The sequence below is a fragment of the Raineyella sp. genome (assembly GCF_034933565.1).
Classification (GTDB): domain Bacteria; phylum Actinomycetota; class Actinomycetes; order Propionibacteriales; family Propionibacteriaceae; genus Raineyella.
In genome coordinates, this window is sequence record NZ_JAYFNG010000009.1 from 13,280 (window position 1) to 26,100 (window position 12,821).

The 12,821-nt window shown below is 71.7% G+C and carries 12 protein-coding genes; 6 read left to right on the forward strand and 6 right to left on the reverse strand.

Annotated features, from left to right (window positions below):
• Nucleotides 1-91: 91 nt before the first annotated feature.
• From VB059_RS02815 to VB059_RS02825, 3 genes are all read right to left on the reverse strand, one after another.
• Nucleotides 92-448 (reverse strand): non-heme iron oxygenase ferredoxin subunit, encoded by a 357-nt coding sequence (locus tag VB059_RS02815; protein WP_323420511.1) that lies wholly within the window; start codon nucleotides 446-448, stop codon nucleotides 92-94.
• A 35-nt stretch (nucleotides 449-483) separates the two neighbouring features.
• Nucleotides 484-936, reverse strand: coding sequence for a hotdog fold thioesterase (locus tag VB059_RS02820; protein ID WP_323420512.1), 453 nt, complete (start codon nucleotides 934-936; stop codon nucleotides 484-486).
• Nucleotides 937-1,152: 216 nt separating this feature from the next.
• Nucleotides 1,153-1,587: a hypothetical protein gene (locus VB059_RS02825; RefSeq protein WP_323420513.1), complete on the reverse strand. Its 435-nt coding sequence runs from the start codon at nucleotides 1,585-1,587 to the stop codon at nucleotides 1,153-1,155.
• Between VB059_RS02825 and VB059_RS02830 the strand changes: the two genes are divergently transcribed.
• On the forward strand, nucleotides 1,586-1,819 hold the full coding sequence (locus VB059_RS02830) for an FMN-binding protein (RefSeq protein ID WP_323420514.1): 234 nt from the start codon (nucleotides 1,586-1,588) through the stop codon (nucleotides 1,817-1,819). The two genes, VB059_RS02825 and VB059_RS02830, sit on opposite strands and share 2 nt — an antisense overlap.
• Nucleotides 1,820-1,947: 128 nt before the next feature.
• Here the strand turns inward: VB059_RS02830 and VB059_RS02835 are convergent, their stop codons facing one another.
• Entirely contained in the window at nucleotides 1,948-2,601 is a 654-nt protein-coding gene (locus VB059_RS02835; RefSeq protein WP_323420515.1) for a Crp/Fnr family transcriptional regulator, read from the reverse strand.
• 436 nt (nucleotides 2,602-3,037) lie between these two features.
• On the opposite strand from VB059_RS02835, the gene VB059_RS02840 reads away from it, so the two are divergent.
• Nucleotides 3,038-4,189, forward strand: a complete 1,152-nt coding sequence (locus tag VB059_RS02840) for a hypothetical protein (RefSeq protein ID WP_323420516.1) — start codon at nucleotides 3,038-3,040, stop codon at nucleotides 4,187-4,189.
• A 1-nt stretch (nucleotide 4,190) separates the two neighbouring features.
• A complete protein-coding gene (locus tag VB059_RS02845; protein ID WP_323420517.1) occupies nucleotides 4,191-6,983 on the forward strand; it encodes a multicopper oxidase domain-containing protein in 2,793 nt (930 codons plus the stop codon).
• A 111-nt stretch (nucleotides 6,984-7,094) separates the two neighbouring features.
• Here the strand turns inward: VB059_RS02845 and VB059_RS02850 are convergent, their stop codons facing one another.
• Nucleotides 7,095-8,456 carry a S49 family peptidase gene (locus VB059_RS02850; protein ID WP_323420518.1) on the reverse strand — a complete coding sequence of 454 codons (1,362 nt, stop codon included), beginning with the start codon at nucleotides 8,454-8,456 and terminating at the stop codon, nucleotides 7,095-7,097.
• A 151-nt stretch (nucleotides 8,457-8,607) separates the two neighbouring features.
• On the opposite strand from VB059_RS02850, the gene VB059_RS02855 reads away from it, so the two are divergent.
• The 3 genes from VB059_RS02855 to VB059_RS02865 all read left to right on the forward strand — a co-directional run bounded on the left by VB059_RS02855 (nucleotide 8,608) and on the right by VB059_RS02865 (nucleotide 12,002).
• A complete protein-coding gene (locus VB059_RS02855) occupies nucleotides 8,608-9,576 on the forward strand; it encodes an ATP-binding cassette domain-containing protein (RefSeq protein WP_323420519.1) in 969 nt (322 codons plus the stop codon).
• Entirely contained in the window at nucleotides 9,573-10,409 is an 837-nt protein-coding gene (locus VB059_RS02860) for an ABC transporter permease (protein ID WP_323420520.1), read from the forward strand. The genes VB059_RS02855 and VB059_RS02860 overlap by 4 nt, the downstream gene beginning before the upstream one ends.
• Nucleotides 10,410-10,607: 198 nt before the next feature.
• Entirely contained in the window at nucleotides 10,608-12,002 is a 1,395-nt protein-coding gene (locus VB059_RS02865; RefSeq protein ID WP_323420521.1) for a nucleoside kinase, read from the forward strand.
• Nucleotides 12,003-12,130: 128 nt separating this feature from the next.
• On the opposite strand, the gene VB059_RS02870 is transcribed toward VB059_RS02865, so the two are convergent.
• A complete protein-coding gene (locus tag VB059_RS02870) occupies nucleotides 12,131-12,820 on the reverse strand; it encodes a response regulator transcription factor (RefSeq protein ID WP_323420522.1) in 690 nt (229 codons plus the stop codon).
• Nucleotide 12,821: the final 1 nt, after the last annotated feature.

Sequence of the window (12,821 nt, forward strand, 5' to 3'; positions counted from 1 at the left end):
GTCGGGGTCCGTCCCCGATCAATGGACCGGTGCCCCGCGCGACGCAGCGGAGGCGTCGTGGACAGCATGACGAGGTGCCGGACCGGACCGCTCAGCGCTCGAGGACGGGCGCGCCCTCGGCCGCGACCCCGGGGAACAACACGATCGACCCGTCGCGGACCTCGACCCGATGGGTCGGCGTGGGCCAGGTGGCCGGGAAGCAGGTGGGCATCCCGTCGGTCAGCCGGAACCGGGCCAGGTGCAGCGGGCAGACGACCTCGCCCTCCTCGACCCAGCCGCGCGACAGCAGCGCCTCCTGGTGGGTGCACATGTCGTCGAGGGCGTAGTACGCCTCGCCGCTGCGGAAGACCGCGATGTCCTCGCCCGTGCCGGTGGTGGAGGCCGGCACGACCAGCACGCCCCCGTCGGCGATCGCGCCGACCGGCGCGATGATGATGCCCTCGTCCATGTCTGTTCCCGTCCCCGTGCGCCGCCTCGCGGGCCTCAGCCCGCGGTGCCCCGGTACTGCGTCGGCATGTCGAGCACCGCCATGGTGCACCGGCTCACGCAGACCAGCTTGCCGGCCTCGTTGGTGATCCGGATGTCCCAGATCTGGGTCGTACGCCCCAGGTTCACCGGTCGGGCCTCCCCGTGGAGGATGCCGGGCAGGCCGGGGCGGACGTGGTTGGCGTTGATCTCCATCCCGACCGCGTACTGGCGGGACTGGTCCAGCGTGTAGGTCGCGGCCCAGCTGGCCAGGGTCTCGGCGAACAGGACGCTCGCGCCACCGTGCACCACCCCGGCGGGCTGCACCGTCCGCTCGTCGACGGTCATGCGGCCCTGCAGGGCATCGTCGGTCGCGCCGGTGATCACGATGCCGAGGTGCTCCACCGCGGAGCCCCGGCTGCGTTCGTTGATGCCGTCGACATCGACCACGTCGTCGTACCAGATCGTCATGGCGCCCAGCCTGCCAGTCGGACGCGGTGACCTGCTCGGCGCCGTGCCGGCAGGAGGCCCCGGCCGGCGCCGTGCCAGCAGGAAGCCCGCTGTCCGAGGCCCCCTGCGCGGGTTCCGGCCAGGCACTCGGCCGAGGCGGCGGTGGGAGCGGTGGAGGCCCGGCATTCCTGAGGAACCGATGAGAACGAGCGGACTCCCAATCCCGCCCCACAGGATTCACAGAACGGGCAAAGGGCCGAGCCGTTCCCTGGATGGTGCCAGCACATCACGACTGGGAGGAAAGTCCATGAAGATCGTCAAGCCCGCCCTCATCGCCGGAGCAACCGTCGCCGCCGTGGCGGGCGTCCTGGCGCTCAACCCGAAGTCGGACGGGCTCGCCGCGCAGGCCGGCGCGGGCCCGACCACCACCGGGGGGCCGAGCTCAGGGACGACGTCCTCGGGATCGAGTGCCGGCTCCGGCTCGTCGGGCCCCACCTCCTCCGGTCCGAGCTCGTCCGGTTCCGGCTCCGCCCCGTCCGGCCCGTCGAGCAGCGCCGGCCCGTCGAGCAGCGCCGGGTCGTCGAGCAGCGCCGGGTCGTCGAGCAGCAGTTCCTCGAGCACGAGCAACAGGACGGCGACCGGCTCGGCGGTCTCCACGCCGTACGGCAGCATGCGGGTCAAGGCGACCGTCAGCAACGGAAAGATCACCGCCATCAGCTGGGTCCAGCTGCCCAGCGACGGCCACTCCCAGCGGATCAACGGCTACGCCGCCCCCGCCCTGGTCCAGGAGGCCCTGCAGGCCCAGTCGGCCCAGGTCAACGCGATCTCGGGCGCTTCCTACACCTCGGCCGCGTTCCAGCAGTCCCTCCAGTCAGCCCTGACGCAGGCCGGTTTCAAGGCCTGATCCGACGTCAGCACCTGCCCCGACCGTACGGCGCCTGCCGTCCTCAGCGGTGTATGCCGGGCGGCTGACACCGCTGTGTCAGCGCCTGCCCGACGGTACGGCGCCTGCCGGACGACACCGCAGACGGCTCAGCGGCCCCCGACCAGCGCGAGGAGCCGATCCGCGTCGAGCAGATCGATGTCGCGGGTCCCGTGCAGGGCGATCACCCCGCCGCGCACCATCCGGGCCAGGGCCCGGCTGAGGGTCTCGGGCGTCGACCCGAGGAGCGAGGCGATGTCCTTCTTGGCCATCGGGAGCCGGATCCGCACCGTCGCGCCGTCGCGCTCCGAGGGCAGGTCCAGCAGGTAGTCCGCGAGGCGGGCATCCAGATCGGCCGATCCCAGTGCGGCGAGTCGGTGCTCGGTCTCGTCCAGCCGGCGGCTCAGCGCCCCGAGCATGCCCAGCCCGATGCCGGGATGGTCGGCCACCAACCCGGCGAGGTCCTCGTGCCGGAACACGCACAGCTGGCCGTCGTCCATCGCGGTCGCCCAGTGGTCCGGCCGGTCGCCGGTGAGGAAGACGCCCTCGCCGATGAAGTCGCCGGGGCCGAGCACGCGGATCAGTCGCTCCCGGCCCGCGCTGGTCAGCCGGGAGATCCGGATCGCCCCACGATGCACCACCATCAGCTGGGAGACCGGCTCGCCGGCGCGGTAGAGGACGTCCCCCTTCGACACCGCGGTCGGCACCGCCTTGCGGGCCACCGCGGCCCGGTCCGCCGCCGACAGGGCGCGGAAGATCGGCACGTGGGCCACGCAACCACCCCCGTCGTCGGGATCGGTCTTGCAAGAATCGGCCTGGTGGAGATCGGCACGGTGGGGATCGGTACCGTGGGGATCAGCGCTGTGGAGATCGGCACCGTGGGGATCAGCGCTGTCCGGAACGGCGGGGTCGGGATCGACCCGCTGACCGCTGCCGTGCCGCTGTGCGTGCGTCGCCATGTCTCCAGCCTCCCATGTGTGTCGGCACCGCCCGGGCCGTGGGCCTCGTACCCGACGCGGCGACCTTCCATCCGACGGGTGAGCCCTCCGCCCGAGGCTGGGACCTCCGCCCGAGGCCGGGACCCTCCGCCGCGGCGCAGACTTCCCGCCGGTGCAGCGAGCGGGTTCGCCCGTACGGCAGGCCATTCGCCGATGAGGACGCCGATTGGTGACCGCTCGACAGTATTTATACACTGTTTCCGTGACTAAAAAGATCGGGTCGGGTGCCGGCCCTGGGCTGACGGCGCTGCGGCGGACGCGACTGGCTCTGTTGGTGCCCAGCGGGATCGCCCTGCTGCTCGGCCTGGACGCCGGTCTGCTGTTGCTCGGTCTGCCCGCTCCCCTGGTCGCCACCCGACTGTCGGACGTGCACGGGATGGTGATGACCATCGGCTTCGTCGGCGCACTGATCGCCCTGGAGCGGGCGGTGGCCGCCGGCGGCAGGTGGGCGTACGCGGCCCCGCTGGGCATGTCACTGGGTGCCCTCGCCGTCCTCAGCCCGACGCCGCTGTGGATCGGCCGAGCGCTGATGCTGGTCGGTGCCGTCTCGCTGCTGGTGATCTATCTGCCGCTGTGGCGGCGGTCGTACGACCCGGCGGTGGCGATCCAGTTCTCCGGTGCCTTCCTCGGGGTCGGCGCCACCGCACTCTGGCTCGCCGGGGTCGACATCCCGCGCCTGGTGCCGTGGCTGACCGGGTTCCTGCTGCTCACCATCGCCGGTGAACGGGTGGAGCTGGCCCGGCTCGGCCAGCTCACCCTCGACCCGTCCCGGCGGGAGCGCCACGACGGGCAGGCGCTGGCGCTCGCCCTGCTGGTCGTCCTGGCGGTGGCGTTCTCCGCGGTGGCGCCCGACGCCGGCCTGCCGGCCCTCGGGGTCGTGCTGATCCTGCTCGCAGTGGTCTACGGCCGTCGCGACATCGCCCTGAAGACCGTACGGTCGACCGGGCTGCCGCGGTTCAGCGCCGCCTGCCTGCTCGCCGGCTACGCCTGGCTGGTGGTCGCCGGGCTGCTGTGGCTGCGCCCGGCGTTGTCCGGGCTGCACTACGACGCGGTGCTGCACGCCACCTTCCTCGGCTTCGTGATGTCGATGATCCTCGCGCACGCGCCGGTGATCCTGCCGGCGGTGCTGCGTCGTCCCCTGCCCTACACCCCTGCTTTCTGGGGCGTGGCCGTGCTGCTGCACGGCTCGCTGCTGGTGCGGGTGATCGCCGATCTGGTCGGCAGCGAGCCGGTGCGCGCCGTCGCCGGCACCCTGAATGTGCTGTCATTGTTGGCCCTCGTCGCCACAGCTGTGGCCAGCAGTGCCGGCGCACCATCCACCACTGCCCGGACCATCCGGGGCCAGGAGGCCTGACGTGCAGATCTCCCACCACGATCCGGCCACCGGAGGCCCCGGTCGACGTACCGACCACCGCACCGATCGGCGCCCGACCGGGCGGCGCCGCCGGATGCTGGTGCGCTCCGCGCCGATGTTCGCCTGGCTGCTGGCCGACGTCGTGATCGTGCTGTCGCACCGGTTCGTGCCCGAGGCCCGCTGGCTGATGGTCCACCTGCTGCTGCTCGGCGCCGTGTCGAACGCCATCGTGGTCTGGTCGGGCTACTTCACCGACGCGATCCTGCGCGGCTCGGACGGGCATCCCCGCACGGACGCGGCCGTCCTCGGCCTGCTCAACGCCGGCGCACTGGGCGTGGTGGCCGGCCTGGTCACCGGCAACCGGCCCGCGCTGTGGATCGGTGCGAGCCTGGTCGGGCTGGCCGCCGTGCTGCACGCCGTGATGCTGGCCGTCCGGGTACGCAGGTCGCTGCCGGCCCGGTTCACCGTCACGGTGCGCTACTACGTGGCCGCGGCCCTGATGCTGCCGATCGGAGTCTGGCTCGGCACCCGGTTGGCCGCGGTGCCCAGCACCTCCCCGGCTCATCCGCGCTTCCTGCTCGCGCACCTGGCGCTCAATGTGCTCGGCTGGGTCGGCCTCACCATCGCCGGCACGGTGATCACGCTGTGGCCGACGATGCTGCGCACCCGGGCCGACGACGCCACCGTCACCGTCGGCCGGCGCGCCTGGTGGCTGCTCGCCGGCTCGACCGTGCTGCTCGCCGCCGCGGCGCTCGCCGACCTGCGCTGGGTCGCCGTGCTCGCCGCCCTCGGCTATCTGTCCGGCCTGGCGGTGATCGCGGCGCCGCTGACCCGCGAGGCGCTCACCAAGCGCCCGTACGACTTCGGCACCTGGTCGATGCTCGCCGGGCTGGCGTGGTGGGCCGGCTGCGTCGTCGCCGTCGCGGTCGAGCTGACCACGGCGAAGGACCTGGCCGGTGCCGTCGAGGGGCTGCACGCGCTGACCGGCCCGTTCGCCGCGGGTTTCGTCGCGCAGGTCCTGTTCGGCGCGCTGAGCTACCTGCTGCCGGTCGTGGTCGGCGGCGGCCCCTCGATCGTCCGGCGGACCACGGCCCTGGTGGACCGGGCGGCCGTCGCCCGGGTGGTGCTGGCCAACGTCGCCGGGCTGGTCTTCCTGCTGCCGGTGCCGAGTCTGGTGAAGGTCACCACCTCGATGACGGTGTACGTGGTGATGGCCTGGACGATCGGCGTGCTGATCGCCACGGTCGTCACCGGGGTCCGCCTGGTCCGGCGCCGTGACAGTGAGCCACCCGAGCCGCCGCAGGACCAGGACCCGGCCATCCGACGCCGGCGCAGCCAGGGCCAGCTCGCGGCCGCAGTCGGTGTCCTCGCCCTCCTCGTGGTGGTGGCCGGCATGGTCGATCCGGTCGCCGTCGTCCGCGCTCCCTCGCCGCGGACGGCCGCGGCGGCCGGGGTCCCCGGGGCCGCCGCACCGGCGGGCGTCACCCCGACCGGGCACACCACGACCGTCGCGGTCACCGCCGCCGACATGAGGTTCACCCCCTCGACGATCCCGGTGCCGGTCGGGGACCGACTGGTCCTCCGGGTCACCAACTCCGACTCCAAGGGGCAGACCCACGACCTGACCCTGGCCAACGGCGCCACCACCGGGCGGATCGCCCCCGGCCAGACCGCCCCGCTGGACGTGGGGATCATCAGCGGCTCCCTCCAGGGGTGGTGCTCGGTCGCCGGACACAAGCAGATGGGCATGACCCTGTCGATCACCGCCACCGGCCCGGGGGCGACGCCGGGCGGTGCCGCCTCGACCGGGCCCACCGGCTCGATGGGATCCATGGGCTCGATGGGGTCGGCGGCGAACGGGCAGGCGGCGACCGGCCCGGACGCGGTCTGGGACCGCAACGCATCGCCCGCCGCGGGCTGGTCGGCGTACGATCCGGCGCTCCCACCGATCGGTGACGGCACCGTGCACAAGGCCACCTTCACCGTGAAGGAGGCCGTCCAGGAGGTCGCCCCCGGCGTCACCCAGGATGTGTGGACGTTCAACGGGACCGTGCCCGGCACCACGCTGCACGGCAGGATCGGCGACACCTTCGACATCACCCTGGTCAACGACGGCTCGATGGGCCACGGCATCGACTTCCATGCCGGATCACTGGCCCCCGACGGGCCGATGCGGACGATCCAGCCCGGCGAGAGCCTCACCTATCGGTTCACCGCCACCCGGGCCGGGGTGTGGATGTACCACTGCTCGACGATGCCGATGTCGCTGCACATCGCCAACGGCATGTACGGCGCGGTGGTGATCGACCCGCCCGACCTGGCCCCGGTCGACCAGGAGTACCTGCTGGTCCAGGGCGAGCAGTACTACGGCCCGCAGGGCGGCGTCTCCGATGCGGACAAGATCGCCGCGCGTACGCCCGACGCCGTCGTCTTCAACGGCTACCCGAACCAGTACGACCGGACCCCGCTCACCGCGCACACCGGCAAGCGGATCCGGATCTGGGTGCTCGACGCCGGCCCGAACGAGTCGCTGGCGTTCCACGTGGTCGGTGGGCAGTTCGACTCGGTCTGGAAGGAGGGCGGCTGGCTGCTGCGCTGCGGCCAGGACCCGGGCAGGGTGAGCGGCGGCTGTACGAGCAGCGGCTCCGGCGGCAGCCAGACGTTGGACCTGCTGGCGAGTCAGGGCGGCTTCGTCGAGCTGGCCCTGCCCGAGGCGGGCCACTATGCGATCGTCAACCACGAGATGACGCTGGCCGAGCGCGGCGCCCACGGGGTGCTGGCGGTCACCGACTGACCACGCCACCGACGTGACCGAGACGCCGGCTGACCGGGACGCCGGCTGACCGGGACGGGCCGGGCCGCTCCAGTGGAGTGGCCCGGCCCGTCGGCGTGTCGATCCGTACGATCAGCCGCAGAAGGCCGCCGTGTCGCCCTGGTAGGCCAGCACCTGCGGGGCGCCGGAGCAGATCTTGGCGGTGGCCCGCGCCGGTGTGTTCCCCTCCGCCTTCGCCGCGGGAGCGACACCGAGCGGCCGGGCCTCGACGCCGAGCAACGTGGCGAGGAGGCCCGGTGCGGTCGCCTGCTCGACCCTGGTGTCGGCGGGATCGACGCCCGACCGGGTCGCGAAGTCACGGAACGCCTCGTCCTGGCCACCCACGGCATCGGCGTACCGGTTGGTCACCGCGGTCTGGCTGTCGAACATGTGGGCGCCGTACGCGGTGCGGATCGTGTCCGCCGGGATCCCCCGGTGCTGCGCGACCCACTCGACGAAGGCGTCGTACTCGACCGCCAGACCGTTCATCCAGACGTCGCGCTCCTCGGGACGCATGTCCCGGTAGGGGCTGCCGAAGTCCTTGTCACGGCCCATCGTGAGGTACTCGTACGTGATGCCACCCTTGGTGGTGACGCCGGACTCCAGCAGTGAGCCCGGGGTCCCGGTGATGTCGCGGTAACGCACGAACGGCCCGGAGATCACACCGATGCTGCCGATCAGCGAGCCGTGGTCGGCGACGATCCGATCCGCATTGGCCATCGCGTACATCCCGCCGGATGCGGACATGCCCTCGACGTGGGCGAACACCTTGTGGCCGGTCCGGGCGCGGTAGCGGTCCACCGCGTCGGCGATCGCCCGCGACCCGGTGATGGAACCGCCCGGGGTGTTCATCAGCAGGACGATGCCGTCGGCGTCGTCGGCGGAGAGCTTGTCGATCACCCGGGCCACCTCGTAGCCGTACGTCCCGACGGTCAGGCCCAGCCCGTCGGACGAATCGCCCATGATCGTGCCGGTGATCGGGATCGCCCGCAGCGTGTGCTTGGCCTTGGGATCACCCCAGATCGTGTGCAGCTGCTCGGCGGTGCCGGCACCACTGACCGTCGGTGCCGCGACCAGGGCGATGGCGCCCAACAGGGCACCGACGATGCTGAGGGCGATGGCGGCCGCGCCGAGCCCCAGGCCGGCCCCGGCGCCCAGGCCGAAGCCACGACCGAACGCCCCCTGACCTCGCCGTGGCGGGACCATCGGCCGATAGGGAGCGGGAACCGGCTGTGGCGGGATCCCGGGCGCCTGCGGCGAGCCCATCGGCGCCTTCGGCGGGGGCCAGGCTGCGGCCGGGGTGTCCGGCGCCGCCGCCTGATCCGCCGCGACCTCGCCGGGATCGGCCTGGTGGCGATCAGCCTCGTCGTGATCGGCCTGGATGTGATCGGCGGCCTCGTCGTGGTCGGCCTCGTTGCGGCCGGCATCGTCGTGATCGGAGGGGGGCTGTGACATGCCCGGTTCCTTTCGTGAGTCGGCCAGCAGCCTATCGGCTCGGGGATCAGGCCCGGCCGCCGCCTCGACCCGCCGCCCCGACAGGGGTACGCCGTGACCCGCCGACCTGACAGGGGTACGCATCCGTACCGGAATGGGGCACCCTGGAACGGTGATCAGTGCTCGAGGCCTCACCAGGACCTTCCGGCGCGGCAAGGACGTCATCGAAGCCGTCAGGGCGATCGATGTCGACGTGCGGGAGGGTGAACTCGTCGCGTTCCTCGGCCCCAACGGTGCCGGGAAGTCGACGACGCTGCGGATGTTCACCACCCTGCTGCAGCCCACGGCGGGAACGGCCCAGGTGGCGGGCCACGACGTCGTCACCCAACCCGCGCAGGTGCGGGCCAGGATCGGCTACATCGGCCAGGGCACCGGCGGCGGCTACTCCTACCGGGTCCTCGACGAGCTGCACAACCAGGGACGCTTCTATCACCTGCCGACCGCCGAGTACCGCTCCCGGGCCGCCGACCTGATGACGGCCCTGGAGCTGGACGGGCTGGGCAAGCGCCGAGTGCAGTCCCTGTCGGGTGGCCAGCGTCGCCGCCTCGACGTGGCGCTCGGTCTGATGAACCGGCCGCCACTGCTGTTCCTCGACGAGCCCACCACCGGTCTCGACCCGCAGTCCCGGGCCAACCTGTGGCACCACATCACCGCGATGCGCGAGCGCTACGGCATGACCCTGGTGCTGACCACCCATTACCTCGACGAGGCCGACAGCGTGGCGGAGCGGGTGGTCATCATCGACCACGGGCGGATCGTCGCCGACGCCGCGCCGGACGTGCTCAAGCGCGACTTCGCCGACGACGTGATCACCCTGACAGTGCCGGCCGCGGACCGGGAGCGGGTCCGGGCCGCTCTGCCCGGGACGCTCGGCGACGTCGCGGTCGACGCAGACGCCGCCGGGTCGGACCTTCAGGTCACCCTCTCGACGGCCCACGGCGACCGGGTGCTGCCGGAGGCGATCGAGCGGCTGCGCCTGCAGGGGGTGGCGGTCAGCGCCGCGGAACTCGCCCGGGCGAGCCTCGACGACGTGTTCCTCAACCTGACCGGCCGCAGCCTGCGTGAGGAGGCGGCGTCATGACCACGACCCGACCGGCCGGCCCGGTGCCGGCTGCCGGCCACTCCGACATCAGCAAGTTCATCGGCGACACGACGGCGGTGTTCGTCCGCGAGATCCTGCTCTTCCTGCGCGACCCGTTCTCGCTGGTCTTCTCACTGCTGCAGCCGTTGATCTTCCTCGCCCTGTTCGGACCGCTGCTCGGCGGCGCGTTCGGGAGCATGAGTGGCACGACCGGGGTGGGCGCGGGCGGCACCGGCGGCACGCTGCAGTGGTTCGTCCCCGGGGTGATCGTGATGATCAGCCTGTTCGGCACCTCGATGACCGGCTCGAACCTGCTCTACGAACTCATGACCGGATCGTACGAACGGGTGCTGGCCACACCGCTGGGTCGCTCGGCGATCCTGGTCGGACGGTCCCTGAAGGAGTTCGCGCCGCTGTTCGTCCAGGGACTCATCATCGCCATCGCCTGCGTCCCCTTCGGCTTCCGCCTCCACCCGCTGCACCTGTTGGCCGGGCTGGTCCTGCTGGGCGTCTTCGGCGTGGGGGTCGGCGCCCTGTCGTACGCCCTCGGCCTGGCCAGCAAGGGCCGGGAGTGGGTGTTCTGGGGCGTGCAGCAGACGTTGCTGTTCCCACTGCTGATCCTGTCCGGCATGATGCTGCCGCTGGAGGCCGGCCCGGTGTGGATGCAGGTGGCGTCCCGGTTCAGCCCGCTCACCTACATCGTCGAGGCCGAGCGGGCGCTGGCCGCCGGGACCTTCGTCTCGCCGGCCGTCGGCTGGGGGGTCGTGGCGGCCGGGCTGACCGCCGTCGTCGGCCTGGCCGTGGGGATCAGGAAGACCCGGACAACCGTCTAGGTGTCCAGACCGGCCCTGGGTGTCCTGACCGACCCCCGGCGTACGGGCCGACCCGGGTCGTCCTGACCGGCCCGGGCGTCCGGATCGAACGACTGGGGCGGCATCGGACGCCGTCATTCCCGTTGCCGCACCACCCCCGTGGCCCTAGGCTCGTCTGGTCGGAGCCTCGTTCCGATCAGCACCTCTGAAGGGCGGCCCATGCCGGAGATCCGGGAGACACATCTGCACCAGGGGCGCCAGGCCGTGAAGCTGGGCCTGGTCAGGGTGGTGCACGACCTGTTCCCCGAGGAACGGCTGAAGACGTCGTACTCGATCCTCGAGGGGATCTTCTGCCATCTGGTCGACTCGGACCTGTCCACCCGGGAGGTCCGCCGGATCGACGAGGGCCTGCGCGCGTGGGTGGCCCGCGACGAACCGATCCCGCTGATCGGGCGCGAGGACGGCTACTACGTGTACGACGTCGACGGCCTGGTGGTCCGTACGCTCTACCCGGCGCTGACCCGGCCCTCGGAGGTCGAGCCGTTCACCCTCGCGCCGTTCTCGCACGGCTTCATCGTCGACTTCGGCGACATCGGCAAGGGTGCCGACACCCCGTTGATCCCGCCGGTCAAGCTGGAGGCGGCGTACGCCGAGCGGCGACTGTGGCTGTCCCGGGTGGGCATCGAAGTGGTGGCGGACGTCAACAATTTCATCCGGTCGGGGCGCCAACTGGAACTGATCGGGATCGCCGAGGCCCTGCACGAGAAGAAGATCTCCCGGATCGCCGACTCGATCCTCACCCAGCACCGAGCCCTGCGCGCGTTGCTGATCGCGGGCCCCACCTCGTCGGGCAAGACCTCGTTCCTGCGCAGGCTCAACACCCAGCTGTTCGTGAACGGGTTCCGCCCGGTCGGCCTGTCCCTCGACAACTACTACCTCGACCACGACCGGACCCCGCTGGACGCCGACGGGCGGCCCGACTTCGACGTCCCGGAGGCCCTTGACCTGCCCCTGCTGCGCGACCACCTGCGCCGGCTCGTCGAGGGGGAGCCGGTCGAGGTGCCACATTTCGACTTCGTCACCGGGGCCCGGACCACCGAGCGGACCACCGTCCAGGTCGGCCCCAGCGAGATCCTGGTGATCGAGGGCATCCACGCCCTCAACCCGACCCTGGTGGGCCGGATCAACCGCAATCAGCTCTACAAGATCCACGTCAGCGCCCTGGGCGGGCTGAACGTCGATCTGCTCAACCGGGTGCCCACCACCGAGATCCGCCTGCTCCGCCGGATCGTCCGCGACGACCGGGCCCGCGGGACGAGCGCCGAGCAGACCCTGGAACAGTGGGCCAGCGTCCGCCGCGGGGAGTACCGCAACGTCTTCCGCTTCCAGGAGGACGCCGACGTGATGTTCAACTCCAGCATGGTCTACGAACTGAACGCGCTGCGGCTGCCCGGCGAGGCGGCCCTGCACCGGATCGGCGACGACAGCCCGTTCCGCGACACCCGCGACCGGCTGCTCAACCTGCTGACCTTCTTCGACCCGCTGGACAGCGCGAAGGTCCCGTTCAACTCGCTGCTGCGGGAGTTCATCGGCGGCAGCATCTACGAGCCGTGAGCTCCGCGGGGACCGCACCAGGGTTGCCGGACTCCTGATGGTTCCGACTCTCTCCCGGCCGGCAGGGCTGCATGGCAGGCTGCTGGGGTCCATGGCGGGACTGTTCGGGTCAAGGGCGGAGCTGTGGATCAGTCGTCGAGCTGCAGCCGGTAGCCCATGCCCGCCTCGGTCAGCAGATACCGGGGCGCGCCCGGGTCGGGCTCGAGCTTCTTGCGCAGCTGGGACATGTACAGCCGCAGGTATCCGGTGTCGGTGACGTGATCGGTGCCCCAGATGTGGGCGAGCATCGTCTGGCGGGTGACCAGCTTGCCCGGGTTGCGGATGAGGAGCTCGAGCACCTGCCACTCGGTGGGGGTGAGCCGGACCGTTCGTTGCTCACCGGCCGTCGTACGGGTGACGACCCGGGCGGCGAGATCGACGGTGACGTCGCCGAAGGTGGCGACCGGCAGCGCGTTGTCGTGGGGCAGGCGTCGGGTGAGGGCGCGGATGCGGGCCAGCAACTCGTCGATCGAGAACGGCTTGGTGACGTAGTCGTCGGCGCCGACGTCGAGTGCCTCCACCTTGTCCGCCGCCCCGGTGCGCCCCGAGATGACCAGGATCGGCGCCTCGGACCAGCCGCGGACGGCGCGGATGACCTCGACGCCGTCGAGCTCCGGCATGCCGAGGTCGAGCAGGATGATGTCGGGACGCTGATCGATCGCGGCCTCGATGGCCTGCGCGCCGTTGGCAGCGGTGATGATCCGGTAGCCCTTGACCTTCAGGGTGATCCGCAGGGCCCGCAGGAGCTGGGTGTCGTCGTCGGCGATCAGGATCTTCATG